Raw genomic sequence first — 18,423 nt, 5'->3', positions numbered from 1 at the left:
GTCCGGCCCAGCCGGAGCGGTTGGCCAGGACCGCGACGACCAGCCCGGCCAGGGCGACCGTCCAGGCGACGCGGATGGTGAACTGCCGCCCGTCGCGCAGCAGGGCGGCGAGCGCGGCCAGGACGACACCGACCAGGAGCAGGCCGCCGAACGCCTTCGGCCCGCCGGGGCTGATGCCGAGGAGGTCGGTCGCGGACGCGGCCCCCGCGCCGAGGTCGAGTCCGGCCTCGCGGAAGAGGGCGGCCGGGTCGGTGAGCAGCGTCAGTGACCAGGGCGCGAGCACGATCAGCGGGGTGGCGGCGACGGCGAGGATGCGCGGGCCGTGGCCCGCGATGTCGTCGCGGCGCAGGACGAGCGCGCCGGCGCCGAGGGCGGCGGCGAGCGGCCAGACGACCGGGGTGAAGGCCGTGGCGAACGTCAGCAGCAGGGCGTACGTCCAGACGGCACGCCAGCTCCCCCGCCCGCCGTGGTCGAATCCGTGCGCGGCGACGGCGGCGCGGGCGATGAGCGGCAGCAGGATCGCGAGGACCGCGGTGCCGAGCCGGCCGGTGGCGAGCGCTCCGGTGGCGGCGGGCAGAAAGGCGTACGCGACGCTCGCCCAGGCCCGCAGCAGCCGGGAGTGGACCAGCGGCCGGGAGGCGAAGTAGGCGGTGAGTCCGGCGAGCGGGACCGAGCAGACGAGCAGCAGGGTCAGGGCGAAGCCGGTGGAGCCGAAGAAGAGCGTGGACAGGGCTGCCAGGACGGCGAGATACGGCGGCTCGGTCTGGGTGCCGCCGGTGCCGATGGGGTGCCAGCCGCTGGTGTGGCGTGCCCAGAGGTCGGAGACGTCCTCGGGGGCCGCCAGCAGCGCGCCCCCGGCGAGCGAGCCGCCGCCGAACAGGTCGCGGCAGGCGATGAGGGAGACGACCAGCAGCAGCGCGAAGAGTACGGGCGCGGGCCTGCGCGCGATCTTCTTCAGCCGGGAGAACTGCTCGACCTCCAGGAAGTCGGCGTCGTCGTCGCCTGGCCCCGACTCCACCGCGCCGTGCCGGGAGCCGCCCGCGTCGGTGTCGGTCCTGCTGCCGAAATGGCTCGCGATCTGCTCGGCGGTGGCGCGGACGGTGGCGCCGGCCGGCGGGAACAGGGACCGCAGTTCGCCGCCGTCGACCGTCCGGGCGGCGGCCCGCTTCCGCCGTCCGGCGAGTACGCGTTCGGGCCGCAGCAGTACGGCGAAGAGCCCCATGACCTCGTCGACGGCCTGGCCGGGCGCCTTGCCGAGGAGATAGGCCAGGGTGCGCAGCAGGGTGCCGACGACGATCCGCAGCAGGACGTACGGGAGCGTCACGCCCCGGGCGTTGGTCAGGAGGGTGTGGACGGCCCCGGCCTTGTCGACACGGTGGGGGCTGGCGACGGAGCGGCCCGCGCAGTCGACCGTACGGCGTTCGCGGGCGGCGGCCTCGGCGTGCCGCAGGACGGCGTCGGGGGCGATGAGGACCCGGTGGCCCGCGGAGTGGGCACGCCAGCACAGGTCGACGTCGTCGCGCATGAGGGGCAGGCGGCGGTCGAAGCCGCCGAGCTGTTCGAAGACTTCGCGGCGCACCAGCATGCCGGCCGAGGACACGGACAGTACGGTGCGGACCTGGTCGTGCTGTCCCTGGTCCTGCTCGCGCCGGTCCAGGCCGGTCCAGCGGCGTCCGCTGTTGGCGATGGAGACGCCCGCTTCGAGGAGTTGTCTGCGGTCGTACCAGCCGCGCAGCTTGGGTCCGGCGATCGCGGCGTGCGGGTCGGCGTCCACGACCCGCAGCAGTTCGGCGAGGGCCCCTGGTTCGGGCGCGCTGTCGTCGTGGAGGAGCCACAGCCACTGCACCGGTTCGCCGTGGGGCAGTTCGGGCATGTCGTACGCCTCGTCCTGCCAGGTCCTGGTGACGGGGTCCCAGCCGCTGGGCCGCTTCAGATAGGGCAGGTCGTCGGGGGTGAGGACACCCGCGGTGCGTACGGCCTCGTCGACGGCCGTACCGAAGCCGGTACGGCGTGCCAGATGCAGCACCCGCTCGGCGCCGAGCGCTTCGGTGAGCAGCCGCGCGGAGTCGTCGGCGCTGCCGGTGTCGGCGGCAATGGCGTTCTGTACGGGGCGTTCCTGGCCGAGGAGTCCGGCGACGACGTCGGGGAGCCAGCGGGCGCCGTCGTGCGAGACGAGTACGGCGGTGACGACGTGCCGGGGGAACTCCGGCGGACGCGCGGCGGTGAACGCGGCTGTGGTGGCGGACATTGAGGTACGGGCCCTCCGGCCGGGCGTCGCCCCCCGCGGGGGCGCTGAGGGTCTGGGACGGGGCCACACTAACGGTAGGAATCGGCGGCGGGGTCCCAAGTGGGGTGGTGGAACCGGATACCCGCAGGGGCGGCGGGCGCTCCGGGGCGCTCCACCGCTCGCGGTGCGTACGGGCGTATCGGCGGCCGGAACACGGCAGGGCGTACGGGCGTACGGAACACAGCGGGGTGCACGGACGGCCGGAACACGGCGGGGCGTGCGGGCGGCCGGGGCTCAGCTACCGACGGCCGGTCGGGGCGGCCGGCACACGGGCCGGCCCGCCGGGCCAGGGCACCAGGGCACCGGGTGCTGACGTGCGGTCAGTCAGCGCGGCGGGCGGGGCGGCGGGAAGGGAACGGGAAGGGAAGCGGTCCGCCGGGTGCGGAAGAAAACGCAGGCGGCGGACCGTGGAGGATGGAGTGGCCGGTGTGGACCGGTCCGGGGCCGGATATCCGTTCGGTGTTCAGACGGCGGCCTTCTTCAGCCGGCGCCGCTCACGCTCGGACAGGCCGCCCCAGATACCGAATCGCTCGTCGTTGGCGAGCGCGTACTCAAGGCATTCCGACCGGACTTCACAGGCTAGGCAGACTTTTTTCGCCTCGCGGGTGGAACCGCCTTTTTCGGGGAAGAAGGACTCGGGATCGGTCTGCGCGCACAACGCGCGCTCCTGCCAGCCGATTTCGTCGTCCGCGTCCTCGACCAGCAGTTGTTCGAACAGCTCGGTCATGTGCGCCCCTCGTCTGTCTTTGCGTCCCCGTGATGTTGCCGATGTTGCCGTGATCGATTTCGGCCGAACGACACGAGTGAAATTACAAGTGCGTGGATCCGGGCCAGTCAAGTGGAGATCTGCTATTGGGCCCCGTATTCACTCTGCGGAACCAAGGCTATGCGGAAAGTGTTCAAATCACCAAAAACCTGACACATGCCAGCGGCCTGCCCGCGCCCTCTCGCTCCTCCCTTCTCACCAGGGAAGACGACACAGGGCCCGATCTTGTTGCGATCGAGCCACTGAAGCGATCCGGATCACAGTCCGATCACGGACCGAGGCGGCGTCCACCGGCGGTCGGGGCGGCGCGACAAGCACAGTTGTGCGCCTTGTCTCCCCGCGATCGACTGCATAAACCTTTCTCCGCCCTCCGTAACCGGATGAGGTGAAACATTGCCGCCAAATCGGTCATTGAGTTGACATCAAAGACACTCACCCGTCACTGTGGGTGCATGCCAGCAGCCTCAGCGCCTTTCGCGACCCCCGGCACGGACCGGTCGGGGTTCCGTATCGCTGTCCAGGCCCGCTGTTGCCGCTGTTCCAGCTGTTGATGCCCTAGTCGGCTCCAGCATTTCTCCGCGTTCTGCGTCACCCCTGCTTTCTTCCGCTTCTTCCGCGTATGCGGCCCCGTCCGTATGTCCGCGACGCCCGTGCACCGCTCGACTCGTTCCCGCCGAGGAAACACCGCAGCCATGAACAACGACAGCGACCTCCAGATCGCCGGGGACATCCTCGCCGTACAGCACCTGCTCCGGCCCGCGCCCGAACACCCGGCCACCGTCGCCGAATTCGCCGGCCTCGCCCGTACCATCGCCGCCGACCGCGCGCAGTGGTCGCCTCTCATCGAGTACGACGCCACCAGCCGCTGGTACCACCGGCTGCGCACCGGGCCCGGCTTTGAGGTGTGGCTGCTGTCCTGGCTGCCCGGCCAGCGCAGCGGGCAGCACGATCACGGACCGTCGTCCGGGGTGCTCACCGTCCTCGGGGGCGCCCTGACCGAGCACACCCGGCGGGCCTCCAGAGAGCTGACGACCGGTGCGCAGCGGGTGTTCGCCCCCGGATATGTGCACGAAGTGGTCAATGACTCGCTCGAACCGGCCGTCTCGCTGCACATCTACTACCCGGGACTGACCGAGATGCCCATGCACACCTCCGGGGTCCCCCACGCGGAATGCCAGGGAAGCTCCCCGGCTGCCCAGGACCTCCTCACGGCCTGACAAACTGCTGTGTATGCGCATCTTGGTTCTGGCCGGCGGTATCGGTGGCGCCCGTTTTCTGCGCGGTCTTCAGCAGGCCGCGCCCGAAGCGGACATCACCGTGATCGGGAACACCGGTGACGACATCCATCTGTTCGGACTGAAGGTCTGCCCCGACCTCGACACCGTGATGTACACGCTCGGCGGGGGCATCAACGAGGAGCAGGGCTGGGGCCGTACGGACGAGAGCTTCCGGGTCAAGGAGGAGCTGGCCGCCTACGGCGTGGGCCCGGAGTGGTTCGGCCTCGGCGACCGGGACTTCGCGACCCATATCGTACGGACCCAGATGCTCTCCGCCGGGTACCCGCTCAGCGCCGTCACCGAGGCGCTCTGCACCCGCTGGAACCCGGGCGTACGGCTGCTGCCGATGTCCGACGACCGGGTCGAGACCCATGTCGCCGTCGAGATCGAGGGCGAGCGGAAGGTCATCCACTTCCAGGAGTACTGGGTGAGACTGCGGGCGTCCGTGCCCGCCGAGGCGGTCGTGCCCGTCGGCGCCGAGCAGGCGAAGCCCGCGCCCGGGGTGCTGGAGGCGATCGCCGCCGCCGATGTGATCCTCTTCCCGCCGTCGAACCCGGTCGTCAGCGTCGGCACCATCCTCGCCGTGCCCGGCATCCGCGAGGCCATCGCCGATGCGGGTGTGCCGGTGGTGGGCCTGTCCCCCATCGTCGGGGACGCGCCCGTGCGCGGGATGGCGGACAAGGTGCTCGCCGCCGTCGGTGTGGAGGCGACGGCCTCGGCGGTCGCCTCGCACTACGGCTCCGGGCTGCTGGACGGCTGGCTCGTGGACACCGTGGACGCGGGCGTCGTCGGGGAGGTCGAGGGCGCGGGCATCCGCTGCCGGGCCGTACCGCTGCTGATGACCGACGTCGGCGCGGCGGCCGAGATGGCGCGGCAGGCGCTCGCCCTGGCCGAGGAGGTCAGGGCATGACCTCCTACCGGGTACACGCCCTGACCGGACTGCCGGAGGTCCGGCCGGGCGACGATGTCGCCAAGCTGATCGCCGCCTCCGAGCCGGAACTGGTCGACGGCGACATCCTGCTCATCACCTCCAAGATAGTGAGCAAGGCGGAGGGGCGCGTCGTCGCGGCGGACGACCGCGAGGCCGCCATCGAAGCCGAGACGGTACGGGTGGTGGCGCGGCGCGGTCCGCTGCGTATCGTCGAGAACCGGCAGGGCCTGGTGATGGCCGCCGCCGGAGTCGACGCCTCCAACACACCCGCCGGGACGGTGCTGCTGCTGCCCGCCGACCCCGACGCCTCGGCGCGGGCGATCCGCGAGGAGCTGCGGTCGACGCTCGGGGTGGATGTCGGGGTCATCGTCACCGACACCTTCGGACGGCCCTGGCGCAACGGGCTCACCGATGTCGCGATCGGCGCCGCGGGCGTACGGGTCCTCGACGATCTGCGCGGCGGGGCGGACTCCCACGGCAATGAGCTGAGCACCACCGTCGTCGCCACCGCCGATGAGCTGGCCGCCGCCGGTGATCTGGTCAAGGGCAAGTCGGCGGGGCTGCCGGTCGCCGTGGTACGCGGTCTTGGGCACCTGGTGGGCGACCTGCCCGGGGGCGCCCGCGCGATGGTGCGGGACGCGGCCGAGGACATGTTCCGGCTCGGTACGTCCGAGGCGGTCCGGGAAGCGGTCACGCAGCGCCGTACCGTACGGGAGTTCACGGACGAGCCGGTGGACCCGGGCGCGGTGCGCCGCGCGGTCGCCGCCGCCGTCACCGCGCCCGCGCCGCACCACACCACCCCCTGGCGTTTCGTCCTCCTCGAATCCGCCGCGTCCCGTACAGAACTGCTGGACGCGATGCGTGAGGCGTGGATCGCGGATCTGCGCCGGGACGGCAAGTCCGCCGACTCCATCGCCAAGCGGGTGCGCCGGGGCGATGTGCTGCGGAACGCCCCGTATCTCGCCGTCCCCTGTCTGGTGATGGACGGCTCGCACCACTACGGGGACGAGCGGCGCGATACCGCCGAACGCGAGATGTTCGTCGTCGCGACCGGCGCGGGCGTGCAGAACTTCCTGGTGGCGCTGGCGGGCGAGCGGCTCGGTTCGGCGTGGGTGTCATCGACGATGTTCTGCCGCGACGTCGTACGGGAGGTGCTGCGGCTGCCCGGCACCTGGGACCCGATGGGGGTGGTGGCGGTGGGGCACGCGGCCGTACCGCCGAGGACGCGGCCCGTACGGGAGGCGTCCGCGTTCATCGAGGTCCGCTAGCGGTCCTGTCGTGCGGTGAGGCCCTCAGAGCAGGGCGATGTCCGTGTGCGGCATCTTCGGCTTACGGCGCGCGGGGGTGCGGCCGCTCAGCAGGATGAAGCGGGTGGCGCGGTGGCGCTGGCCCGCGTAGGGGGCGAGGAGTTCGAGCATCGCGGCGTCGTCCGCGTACCGGTCGCCCGCGAGCGCGTAGCCGACGATGCCCGGCAGATGCAGATCGCCGACCGTGACGGCGTCGGGAGCGCCGTTGCTGCGCTGCACGGTCTCGGCGGACGTCCAGGGCCCGATGCCGGGGATCAGCTCCAGGCGTGCCTGGGCCTCGGCCGGTGCCATCGCGGCGGCCTCCTCCAGCCGCCGGGCGACCCGGACCGCGCGCAGGATCGTGGAGGCGCGTTTGTTGTCGACGCCCGCGCGGTGCCACTCCCAGGACGGGATGAGCGCCCAGGTCCGGGGCTCGGGCATCACGAACAGCCGGGGGTCCGGGCCGGGCGCCGGCTCCCCGTGCCCGCGCACCAGGAGCCGCCAGGCCCGGTACGCCTCGTCCGTCGTCACCTTCTGCTCCAGGATCGACGGGATCAGCGACTCCAGCACCAGTCCGGTGCGGGTGAGGCGCAGCCCGGGTCGGCGGTGCCGGGCTTGCGCGACCAGGCGGTGGCGGGGGATGAACGCGTCGGGGTCGTCGCCCTCCCCGAGCAGCCCCGGCATCCCCTCCAGCAGCCACTTCGCCCCTGGCCCCCACGCCTCGGCCTCCGCCTTACCGCCCCGCATGGCCACCCTGATCGTGCCGGGCCCCTCGGGGGTGCGGCTGGCCCGCCAGACCGACCCGTCGGATGCCGTACGGAACGTGGGGTCGGCGGGGCCCCTGCGCAGCGGGCGGAGAACGAGTCCCAGGTCCAGCGGGGCGGGGGGCGCCCAGGCGCGGGTGTGCGCGCTGGTGGCGGGGCGGGGGGTGCGGTGGGGGGTGGGGCGGGGAGCGAAGCGTCCTGACACGGGGTTCCTCGGGGCCGGGTCCCCCGAGCGTATGCGGTCGGGGGCGGCGGTGTGCGAGCGGTCCGCCCCGCGCGGGCGCTCCAGCGGGGCGCTGCCCCACACCCGCGCCTCAAACGCCGGCGGGGCTGGACTTGCCCGCCGGAGGGGCTGGATTTCAGGACCTGGTTCTGCGCGGCCAGCCCCCTGGCGGGCGGGCCCCTGAGTGCGCGGTCCTTGCCCGGGCCCGGGCCGTCCGGCGGGGCGCTGCCCCACACCCCGCGCCTCAAACGCCGGCGGGGCTGAATTTGCCCGCCGGAGGGGCTGGATGTGCCGCCCGAGGGGCTGGGTGTTCAGGACCTGGTTCTGCGCGGCCAGCCCCCAGCGGAACCCGACCGGGAAGGGGACACGCGGAACCGGACCGGGAGGGGGACGCGCAGGGGTGGCGTCGGGACGTAAAGCGTGATTTGTGGCGCTGAAGGGCCTGCCACTCGCAAGGGCCCGAAACGCGCCGTAAATCGTGCAGTCCCGACGTGACCCCGGAGCGGACCCCGGCCCCAGCCCCGAACGGGCCCGGGCTCAGCCCATGGCCCCGCACCGCACAGCGGGCCCCAGCCCCGAACGGGCCCGGGCCCAGCCCAAGACCCCGCACCGCCGGCCCCAGCCCCCACGTGCCCAGAACCAGAACCACGGCCCCGCACAGGCACCCCCCGCGTACCTGGCGTCTGTGCGGGGACCGTGGTCGTACTGGAGGAGGGGGCTACTTGACCGCCCCCGCCATCACCCCCGACACGAACTGTTTCTGGAAGGCGAAGAAGACCGCCAGGGGGATGATCATCGAGACGAACGCCCCGGGCGCCAGCACATCGATGTTGTTGCCGAACTGCCTGACCTGACGCTGGAGCGCCACGGTGATGGGCGCGCTCTCCGAGTCGGCGAAGATCAGGGCGACGAGCATGTCGTTCCACACCCAGAGGAACTGGAAGATCCCGAGGGAGGCGATCGCCGGCGCGCCCAGCGGCATCACGACGCGGGCGAAGAGCCGCAGCTCACCCGCTCCGTCCAGCCGCGCCGCCTCCATCAGCTCGCGCGGGATCTCCGCGAAGAAGTTCCGCAGCAGGAAGATCGCGAACGGCAGCCCGAAGGCGACATGGAAGAGGATCACCCCGATCGTCGTCTCAAAGATCCCGATCTTGCCGAACAGTTCCGACACCGGGACGAGGGCGACCTGCACGGGCACCACCAGCAGCCCGACGACCACCATGAACCACCAGTCGCGGCCCGGGAACTCCATCCAGGCGAAGGCGTAGCCCGCGAGGGCGCCGATGCCGACCACCAGGAGGGTCGCCGGGACGGTGATGAGCACGCTGGAGAGGAGGGAGTCGGTGATCGCCTCGTTCTTGAGGAGCCGGGAGTAGTTGTCGGTGGTGACCTGCGCGGGGGCGGTGAAGACCTTCCACCAGCCGCTGCCGGCGATGTCGGACGAGCTGCGCAGGGAGGAGATCAGCAGCCCGAACGTCGGCATCAGCCAGAAGAGGCCCACCAGGATCAGGAACACCCGCATCGCCCCGCCCCCGGTGCGCGCCGCGATCCTGGCCGCGAGGGACTGCTTGGCCTTCACCACACCGTCGGTCGTGGTCATCGGCGGCTCTCCCTTCGCATCCGGCGGATGTTGAAGAACATCACCGGGATCACCAGCAACAGCAGCAGCACGGCGATCGCGCTGCCGATCCCCAGATGGGAATCCGTGCCGAACGACGAGCGGTAGAGCTGGAGGGCCAGCACATTGGCATCGTCCTGCGACGACCCGGGCGCGATGATGTAGACGAGGTCGAAGATCTTCAGGACGTTGATCATCAGGGTGACCAGGACCACCGCCAGCACGGGCGCGAGCAGCGGCACGGTCACCCGGCGGAAGACCTGCCACTCGTTGGCGCCGTCCATCCGGGCGGCCTCCAGGAGTTCTCGTGGCACGCTCGCGAGTCCCGCCGCGATGAGGACCATCGCGAAACCGGCCCACATCCACACATAGCTGCCGATGATCGCCGGGGTCACCAGCGAGGGGCCGAGCCAGTTGACCCCGTTGTACGGTTCCCGGAAGTTCTCGCCGGGCAGCCGCAGTACGGCCCCGTCCGCCGACGCGGGCAGCGAGAACGTACCGTCCGCACCGGCCCGCGCCGACGCCACGACCTCGCCGTTTCTGACGGCCTCGACCTTGATGCCCTTGAGCCCCAGCTCCTCGGCGTCGATGGTGTTGGGTGTCCCGCCGCCGCCCCGGGTGAAGTCCAGCCAGGCGGTGCCGGTGATCCGCCCGTCGTCCGGTTCCGCCGCCTTCGCGGTCCCGGCGTCCGACGGCATCTTCGCGGGCGGGACGCCCACCAGCGGCAGAAGGACCTCGGCCCCGGCCCGTACCGGCTCCTTGGTCACGAAGGCCCCGCCGCCACCGGCCTTCAGCGGATGGACCGGCAGCGGACGGGCCCGGGGGAATCCGGCGGACTCGGCGAAGGTGTCGTGCACGCCCACCCAGACCGCGTTGGCGACGCCCCGCTCGGGATCCTGCTCGTACACCAGCCGGAAGATGATGCCCGCCGCGAGCATCGAGATCGCCATCGGCATGAAGACGACGAGTTTGAACGCGGTGCCCCAGCGGATGCGTTCGGTCAGTACGGCGAAGATCAGCCCGAGCGCCGTCGCGACGGTGGGGGCGACGACGACCCAGATCGCGTTGTTCTTCACCGCGGTGCGGATGCTGTCCTCGGTGAAGATCTCCTTGTAGTTGTCGAATCCGGCGAACCCAGAGCCGGACTGGTCGAAGAAGGACCGGTAGAGCGAGTACCCGATCGGGTAGACCACGAGCGCGCCCAGCAGCACCAGCGCGGGCAGCAGAAAGCCGGCCGCGAGGAATTTACGTGTGCCTGTCACGCTCTTGCGTTTGCCGTCGGAGGGGCCCGGGCGGACCGGGCCCCCCGCGCTCGCCGCGGTGGCCACCGGTCAGCTCTTGTACGCCTTGGCGGCGTCGGACTCCAGCTGCCGCTGGGTCCCGGCGACGTTCTTGGGGTTCTTGAGGAAGTCCTGGAGCGCCTTCCAGAAGCCCTTCCCCGGAGTCCCGCCGAACGACTGCGGCATCTGGTCCGACATGTCGAAGCGGAAGTCGTCGCCCGCGTCGATCAGCGCCTTGGCGATATCGCGCTGTACGTCATTGGGGTACGCGGCGAGGTCCAGCGCCTTGTTCGGGGAGATGAACCCGCCCGCGGCGGCCGAGATCTTCGCCGCGTCCGGGGAGGCGAGGAAGGTCAGCAGCGCCTGCGCGCCCTTGCTGTCCGTGAGCGCGACGGCCGCGTCCCCGCCCGTCACCACCGGGGCCTCCGCGCCGACGGCGGGGAACGGGAACACCTTCGCGTCCGTACCGATCTTCGCCTTGGTCTGCGCGATGTTGACCGTCGCGAAGTCACCCTCGAAGACCATCGCGCCCTTGGGCTCGGCGCCCCCGGTGAAGGTCTGGGTGACGGATGCCGGGAACTCGGTCTGGAGCGCGCCGTCGGCGCCGCCCGCGATCAGTTCCGGCTTGCCGAACAGCTCGGCGAGGGTGGTCAGCGCCGCCGTCACCGACGGGTCGGTCCATTTGATGGTGTGCTTGGCGAGCTGGTCGTACTTCTGGGGCCCGGCCTGGGAGAGATAGATGTTCTCGAACCAGTCGGTGAGGGTCCAGCCGTCGGCGCCCGCGACCGAGACGGGAGTGACACCGGAGGCGGAGATCGTCTCGGCGGTGGCGAGGAAGTCCTTCCAGGTCTTCGGCTCCTTCGCCCCCGCGTTCTCGAAGGCAGCGTTGTTGTACCAGACCAGGGACTTGTTGGACGCCTTGTAGTAGACGCCGTACTGCTCGCCGTTGACCTGGCCGGTCCGCTGCCAGCCCATCGAGTAGTTCTTCGCGAGCTGGGCCTTGGCCTCCGCGCCGACCGGTTTGGCCCATTTACGCTGTACGGCCTGCTGGATGGCGCCCGGCTGCGGCAGCATCGCCACATCGGGGGGACTGCCGCCCGCGATCTTCGTGCCGAGGAAGTTGACGATCGGGTCCTGGGCGGGGACGAAGGTGACCGTCGCCCCGGTCCGCTTCTCGAACTCGTCCAGTACCTTGACGAAGTTCTGCTGTTCGGGGCCGCTCCAGACCGCGGCGACCTCGATCTTCTCTCCGGCCAGCTTGGGAAGCTGAACGGCCGACGCGGACTCCTTGCTCCCGCCCGGTTCGTCCTTGTTGTCGCTGTCGCCGCAGCCGGTGACGGCGAGGGCGCCGATGGCGGCGAAGACGACTGCGGCCCTGCCCGTACTGCGTGTCCGTGCCGTGTGACGAGTTGTGTGCATCTCTGCCCCGTCTCTCCCGTGCGCTGTCCAGTTGTCCGACAGGTGTACGCCCGGCCTTAAGGGGCCGCAATACCGTACGGGGCACCCGAGAGCCTTTCGTGACCCCCTGTGACGCGCTGTTGTACCACAGGGGGACGCGGGCGGAGATACGCCACGGCGAGTCATGGGTGCGGGAGTTGTGCGGGTGTGCGGTCATACGGGGTGGAGCCGCGCGGTTCACGGGCGCGCGCGGGTCCGGCCGGCCTCATGGGCCGCAATCAGGTCACGGGATACGGGACACGGGTCACGGGATACGTCCATGGGCCACGGGTGCGCGGGTGCGCGGGTGCACGGGTCACGGGTGCGCGGGGGAGAGCGGGGCCAGCGGCACCGCGTCCACCGAACGCGCGGCCCGCTCCAGCGCACTGGCGAGCAGCGCCAGATCCGTCGGCCCGTTGCCCAGCTCGCGAACGGGCCTGCGGGTGGGCGGGTCGCCCATACGCTCCCACTCCAGCGGCACCACGGTGGGGCGCAGCGTCGCCGTACGCGGTATGCGTCCCGTCACCCGGCCGCCCTGGAAGGGGGTCACCCGCCCGTCCGGGTGCCCGAGCCTGCCCCGTCCCGGAGCCGGATCGTCCGGTCCGGCGGCCGAGGGCGGCACATCCAGCACCGCCCGCAGCCGGGCCCCCCGCGCCAGCTCCGTATCGGCCGTACGGTCGGGTCGCCCCGAGGTCGCCACCAGATGCACACCGAGCCGTCCGCCGTCCCTGGCCACGGCCTCCAGCGCCCGGACGACCGAGCCGGCCGCCGGACGTCCGGTGCTGCCGAGCGCCGGGGCCACCAGCGCGTCGAAGTCGTCGACCAGGACCACCAGCCGGGGCAGGGGCCGCTCGGCGGTCGCGGCGGACGCGGCCCTGCGGCCCCCCGGGCGCAGCCGGAGCGTCGCGCTCGACGGCGATTCCACGTCCCCGCGCGACGAGGCGTGCGCCTCGGCCCGCGCGGAGTGGTCGTACCCGCCCCGGGACTGCGGATACGCACCCTGCGACTGCGACTGCGACTGCGACTGTTGCTGTGGATGCGGGTCGCTGCGGGGCGACGCGTACGGATCGGCGCGGGACGCGGCGTCGAAGGGGCCGCGCGGGTCCGGACGCCCGCCGGACTGCTCGGCGGCCAGCGGCGGCCGGGGGCCCACCATCCGGTCCGCGACCTCCCGCCCGGTGTGCCACTCGGCGAACCCCGCACTCCCCAGCAGCTCCGCGCGCCGCTTCAGCTCGGCGCCGAGGGCCTGGGCGAACGCCCGCATCCGCAGGGGGTCGCTCGCCACCAGATGCTCGGTGACATGCGGCAGCTCCGTACAGACCGCGAGCCCTTCGCCGCGCTCGCCGCCCGATCCGTCGACCAGCAGCAGACCGAGCCGGTCGGGGCGGTCGGCGGCGGCGAGCGAGGCGGCGACGGAGCGCAGCAGCTCCGTACGGCCGCTGCCGGGCGGGCCCTCGATCAGCAGATGCGGCCCCTCATCGGTGAGGTCGACGGCGAGCGGCCCCCGGGGACCGGCGCCGATGACCGCGGTGGCGTCGGCGGTGCGGGAGGCGTCCTGGGCCGAGGCCCAGCGCGCCATCAGGGACGCGGGGGTGGCCCGCGCGAGCCCCAGTTCGTCCAGCAGCCGCGCGGTCCGGGGCAGCGGGGCCGCCCGGCCGGGGCCGGTGCCCGAGCCCTCGGCGCGCAGCGGCGCCAGCGCGCGCCCGAAACGCTCCGCCCAGGCCGCCGATACGGCGTCCACCGCCGCCGGGGTGCCGTGCCCGGCGGGCAGGCCACCCGCCGTCCGCAGCAGCCGCAGTGCGGTGGCCACATCGCCGCTCAGGATCGCGACCGCCCCGCACTCCCGGAAGGCGAGCGAGGCCGCGCACCCGGCCTCGTAGGTCGCGGCGACGGGTGACCGGGGCGAGGCGGCGGGGGTCTCGGCCAGGGCTATGAGATGGATTCCGGCGGCCCGGCCCGCGCCCGCGAGCCGCGCGGTCGTCTCCCGCAGTACGGCGGAGCCGGGGTCCCCGTCGAGGATCACGACCGTCCGCCCGCCGTCGTACCGCGCGGCGGCTCCGGTAAGTGCTCCGGCGTCGGCGCTCGGCCAGCCGGGACCGAGCGGGCCTTCGTCCAGCCGACGGGTCAGCTCGGCCGTACGGGCGGCGGCCTGATCGCGGTCGTACGCCAGCAGGAGCCGGCAGTCCTGGCCGTGCGCGGGCCGCAGATGCGGCAGCCAGCCGAGCCAGGCCCACTCGGCGCGGCGCTCCTCCAGGCTCCGCGCCCGGTCCGTGCTGATCAGCACGATCTCCAGATCGGCGGGGGAGTGCAGCGCGGCGAGCTGGGCGACGGCCGAGCGGGCGAGCCCGGCGAGCCGCGCCCGGGGTCCGGCGAGCCCGAGCGAACCGGATTCCCTCAGTCCGACGGTCACCGGCACGGAGGGCAGCCCGTGCCGGTCGGTGGTGCCGAGCCGCAGGACCAGCGATTCGGGGTGGCCGGGACCCCGCTCCCAGAGCCGGGGCCCGGGGCCGAGCGCGGTCAGCAGGACGGCGGCGGGATCGGGCCAGCTCTCCACGGGCGGCCCGGCGGCGAACGACGGCCCGGCCTCCGGCACCGCCCCTTCGGGCGCCCAGTACTCCTCCGCGTCGTCCGCGCGCTCCTCCCGCCCGCCCGCGAAGCGCCGGGCCCAGGCGCCTATGCCCCGCTTGCGGGTGACCCGAGTGCCCTGACGGCCGCGCGCCCCGGCGTCGTCGGGGTCGGCAGGACCCCTGGGGGCCTCGTCCCGGAAGTCGTCCGCCGCCCTGGAGTGCACGCCGTCATCGGGCGCGGTGGTGCGGGCGCGGTCGTCGGGCGCGGTGGTGCGGGCGGTGGGGCCGGACGCCGTGGTTTGGGCGCCGTCATCGCGCGCGGTGGTGCGGGCGGCGGGGTCGTACTGGGCGGGCACCCGGCGGGAGGCGCTCCCCGGCGCGGTCCCGGTACGGGTGCCGTGCGCGGGCGTACGGGCCGTGGAGCCGCCGGGCCCGGGGCCCGGCACATAGGTGCCGCCGCCCGGTACATAGGTGCTGTGCGCCGGGCCATCGGCGACCGGCGCCGCCCGGCCGTGGGGCGCTTCGCCGCCCCCCGCCGGGGAGTCGGCTGCCGGGGAGACGGCCGCCGGGATCCGCAGATGTCCCTCGCCGTCCGGGGTCGTCGGCAGCGGTGCCGTACCGTCGCCGGACGTCAGCCGGAGCGCAGACTCGCCCAGCCGCAGCAGGGCTCCCCGGGGCAGCCGCACCGGCCGGGGGCCCACCGGCCTGCCGTCCAGCGCGGTGCCGTTGGTCGAGCCGAGGTCCGCCACGGTGACCCGGCCGTCCTCGCCGACGGTCACCGCGCAGTGCAGCCGGGAGACATCGGGGTCGTCCAGCGGGACGTCCGCTTCGGCGGACCTGCCGATGCTGATCCGGCCGCCGTGCAGCAGATGGACCCCGCCCGCGTCCGGGCCCGCGACGACATGGAGCTGTGCGGGGGCGTCCGCCGCCGGTGACTCCTCGGCGCCGGGGAAGCCGGGGAACTGGAGCGACAGCACCGCCCCGTCGATGAGCGGCGGCTCACCCAGGGTGCGCCGCTGGGCGTCGAGCCGCTCCTGCCCCGCGTAGAACACGGCGGTGCCCGAGCTACTCGAAGCACCCGAGGCGCCCGAGGGATCAGCGCCCGCGACGGCGGTCGCCAGACCCGATGCCACGGCGGCCAGCGCCGTCCCGGCGGGGGCGGTGATCAGCACATCGCAGGCACACCCGGCCGAAGCGCGCGACCCGGCGGTGGGCTCCGCGCGCGGCTCTCCCGCGGGGGTGCGTCCCGCCGACGAGGGTCCCGCCGCGGACTGCCCGCCGCGCGGCGCGAGAACGGTCAGCCGGATCTGCATCGCCGTCAGCAATCCCTTCTGCGCGGGGTGCCCGGCAGGGGAACCGCCTCGGACCGCCCCCACCCGACAGGTCGGCACGCGCCACAGGGCTCCCGCCCCCACAGCTCCGTGCTGAGGGCATCCTCGCACCTGCCACTGACAACACGCCCGGGGACCGCCCATAAGTGATCTTGATTGATCCGGTCCGGACGGAAAAATGCCTGGTTGGGTCCTGGTACGGAAGCGCTGTGTTGCGTACGGCACGAATAGCTGTGTTGCATACGGCACGAATGTTCGGCAACCATCCACAGGGCGGCGGCGTCTTCCTGTCGAACCCGGCCGACGGCCCGGCGGTCGCGTTCCGGCCCGTCGGCGGGAGCGCGCGGGGGGCGCGGCGGGGCCGTGCCGGGTGCGTGATCGGCGCGTGACGCTGACGGCGGCGGCACGACCGGTACACACCCGTACACACCGGCGCGTACCCGTCCGCAACTGACATACGACCGGCACGAGCCCTGACACAAGAGTTGACCCGAGACCTGGCACAAGACCTGGCACAAGACCTGTGGACAACACCGGAACACGACCTGTGGACAACCGGCCGGTGCCCCGTACGGCGGCATTAAAGTGGGTCGGACACCCGGGCGGACCCACCGTGGCCCGGACCACGCAAGGACCACGATCAGCAGGGAGCGCATGACGTGCGGCCTGTAGGCAGCAAGTACCTCCTGGAGGAGCCGCTCGGACGCGGCGCCACGGGCACCGTCTGGCGTGCCCGCCAGCGTGAGACCGCGGGCGCCGAGGCGGCCGTGCCCGGCCAGCCGGGCGAGACGGTCGCGATCAAGGTCCTCAAGGAGGAGCTGGCCAACGACGCGGATGTCGTGATGCGCTTTCTGCGCGAGCGCTCCGTCCTGCTCCGGCTCACCCATCCGAACATCGTGCGGACCCGGGACCTGGTCGTGGAGGGCGATCTCCTCGCCCTCGTCATGGACCTGATCGACGGCCCCGATCTGCACCGCCATCTGCGGGAGGCCGGCCGGTTCTCCCCGGTCGCGGCCTCCCTGCTGACCGCCCAGGTCGCGGACGCGCTCGCCGCCAGCCATGCCGACGGCGTCGTCCACCGCGACCTCAAGCCGGCGAACGTCCTGCTCAAGACCGACGCCGACGGCCAGATGCACCCGATGCTGACCGACTTCGGCATCGCGCGCCTCGCGGACTCCCCGGGCCTGACCCGTACGCACGAGTTCGTCGGCACCCCCGCGTATGTCGCGCCCGAGTCGGCCGAGGGCCGCCCGCAGACCTCCGCCGTCGATATCTACGGCGCGGGCATTCTGCTGTACGAGCTGGTCACCGGCCGTCCGCCGTTCGCCGGGGGCACCGCACTCGAAGTGCTCCACCGCCATCTGAGCGAGGAGCCCCGCCGCCCCACCACCGTCCCCGAGCCCCTGTGGACGGTCATAGAGCGCTGTCTGCGCAAGGAGCCGGGCGAGCGCCCCAGCGCGGTGAATCTCGCGCGGGCGCTGCGCACCGTCGCCGCCGGCATCGGGGTGCACTCGTCGTCCGCGCAGGTCGACGCGGCCCTCGGGGTCGCCGCCCTGCTCGCGCCCGACCCCGCGCCCGCCCAGGTCCCCGGCACCCCGGGCGCGGCCGACCCGACCCAGGTCCTGCCGAGCAACGCGGGCTCGTACGATCCGAACGCCGCGACCAGCGTGATGCAGCAGACGTCCGGCCCGGGAGGCCCGGGAGGTCCCGGGGGCCCGGGAGGCCCCGGCGCCGCCGACCCGACCGCGGTGATGGCGCCCGTACCGCCGCGCCCGGACGGCACCCCCGGGTCGCCCGATGACCCGCACCCCTGGCAGTCCCAGCTCCAGGCCGCCCGCGACCGCAACGACCAGACCCAGGTCCAGTACCTCGACCCGAGCCAGGACCCGCTGCGGCGCCGTCCGCAGCGCCAGCCGCAGCGCCCCCCGCAGCAGCCGCCGCACGGACAGCAGCAGTACGCCCCGCCGCCCCACCACCAGCAGCAGCGCCCCCAGCCCCCGCCGAGGCAGCAGCAGTACGCGCCCCAGCCGTACGCGCCACCGCAGCAGCCTCAGCCACCACAGCCCCAGCAGCCTCAGCCACCGGCCCCGAGCCAGCCACGGCAGCGCCGTCAGCGCAGCGCCAACCCGGTGCGCATCCCGGGCCTCGGCTGCCTCAAGGGCTGTCTGGTCTCGATCGCCCTGCTGGTCGTGGCCGGCTGGCTGATCTGGGAGCTGACCCCGCTCCAGGGCTGGATCGCCGAGGGCAAGAGCTACTGGGACGCGATCGGCGACGGCATCTCGAAGGCGTCGGACTGGATCTCGGACCTCGGCGGCTCGGACTCCGGGGGCCAGGGGGACACCCCGGCCGGCCAGTAGCCCACTAGCCACCGCGTCCGGCGAGCCGCGTCCGGCGAGCCGCGTCCGGCGACGCTCCACCAGCCGACTGAGTGGTTTTGTCGACTTCTGCGGCCGGATTCGGCCCGGAGAAGTGAAGGATGGTGCCATCCGGGGCCACAGATCCCGGACAGCCGCGTACTTTATGGGCAACGCCAGCCGCTGAGGGAGCAGTCTTGGCACGGAATATCGGCAGCCGGTACACGGCCCACCAGATCCTCGGGCGGGGCAGCGCCGGCACGGTGTGGGCAGGCGACGGACCCGAAGGGCCCGTCGCCATC

At 73.0% G+C, this 18,423-nt stretch carries 11 protein-coding genes; 4 read left to right on the top strand and 7 right to left on the bottom strand.

What is annotated here, in order from left to right:
* Positions 1–2,248 (bottom strand): glycosyltransferase family 2 protein (locus ACWF94_RS10705; protein ID WP_453486802.1); only part of this gene is annotated, 2,248 nt, incomplete at its 3' end.
* Between the two features lie 502 nt (positions 2,249–2,750).
* Positions 2,751–3,014 (bottom strand): WhiB family transcriptional regulator, encoded by a 264-nt coding sequence (locus tag ACWF94_RS10700; RefSeq protein ID WP_006348971.1) that lies wholly within the window; start codon positions 3,012–3,014, stop codon positions 2,751–2,753.
* A 731-nt stretch (positions 3,015–3,745) separates the two neighbouring features.
* Here ACWF94_RS10700 and ACWF94_RS10695 point away from each other — a divergent pair.
* Genes ACWF94_RS10695 through ACWF94_RS10685 form a run of 3 tightly spaced genes read left to right on the top strand, consistent with a single transcriptional unit; the run spans position 3,746 to position 6,529 of the window.
* Positions 3,746–4,270, top strand: a complete 525-nt coding sequence (locus tag ACWF94_RS10695; RefSeq protein ID WP_453486799.1) for a cysteine dioxygenase — start codon at positions 3,746–3,748, stop codon at positions 4,268–4,270.
* Positions 4,271–4,283: 13 nt separating this feature from the next.
* Positions 4,284–5,240 carry a 2-phospho-L-lactate transferase gene (gene cofD / locus ACWF94_RS10690; RefSeq protein WP_453486795.1) on the top strand — a complete coding sequence of 319 codons (957 nt, stop codon included), beginning with the start codon at positions 4,284–4,286 and terminating at the stop codon, positions 5,238–5,240.
* A complete protein-coding gene (locus ACWF94_RS10685) occupies positions 5,237–6,529 on the top strand; it encodes a coenzyme F420-0:L-glutamate ligase (protein ID WP_453486792.1) in 1,293 nt (430 codons plus the stop codon). Before cofD ends, ACWF94_RS10685 begins: the two co-directional genes overlap by 4 nt.
* A 24-nt stretch (positions 6,530–6,553) precedes the next feature.
* Here ACWF94_RS10685 and ACWF94_RS10680 read toward each other — a convergent pair whose 3' ends face one another.
* The 5 genes from ACWF94_RS10680 to ACWF94_RS10660 form a co-directional block, all read right to left on the bottom strand.
* Complete coding sequence (locus ACWF94_RS10680) at positions 6,554–7,516, bottom strand: DNA-3-methyladenine glycosylase family protein (RefSeq protein WP_453486789.1); 963 nt, start codon at positions 7,514–7,516, stop codon at positions 6,554–6,556.
* A 736-nt stretch (positions 7,517–8,252) separates the two neighbouring features.
* Complete coding sequence (locus ACWF94_RS10675) at positions 8,253–9,134, bottom strand: carbohydrate ABC transporter permease (RefSeq protein ID WP_453486787.1); 882 nt, start codon at positions 9,132–9,134, stop codon at positions 8,253–8,255.
* A complete protein-coding gene (locus ACWF94_RS10670) occupies positions 9,131–10,480 on the bottom strand; it encodes a carbohydrate ABC transporter permease (RefSeq protein ID WP_453486784.1) in 1,350 nt (449 codons plus the stop codon). The genes ACWF94_RS10675 and ACWF94_RS10670 overlap by 4 nt, the downstream gene beginning before the upstream one ends.
* 3 nt (positions 10,481–10,483) lie before the next feature.
* Positions 10,484–11,851 (bottom strand): ABC transporter substrate-binding protein, encoded by a 1,368-nt coding sequence (locus ACWF94_RS10665; protein WP_453486782.1) that lies wholly within the window; start codon positions 11,849–11,851, stop codon positions 10,484–10,486.
* 334 nt (positions 11,852–12,185) lie between these two features.
* A complete protein-coding gene (locus ACWF94_RS10660; RefSeq protein ID WP_453486780.1) occupies positions 12,186–15,749 on the bottom strand; it encodes an FtsK/SpoIIIE domain-containing protein in 3,564 nt (1,187 codons plus the stop codon).
* 677 nt (positions 15,750–16,426) lie between these two features.
* On the opposite strand from ACWF94_RS10660, the gene ACWF94_RS10655 reads away from it, so the two are divergent.
* On the top strand, positions 16,427–18,124 hold the full coding sequence (locus tag ACWF94_RS10655; RefSeq protein WP_453486777.1) for a serine/threonine-protein kinase: 1,698 nt from the start codon (positions 16,427–16,429) through the stop codon (positions 18,122–18,124).
* The last annotated feature ends 299 nt before the right edge of the window (positions 18,125–18,423 follow it).

The sequence above is a fragment of the Streptomyces sp. NPDC055078 genome, assembly GCF_053607985.1.
This window is presented reverse-complemented; position numbering and strand designations above follow the sequence as displayed.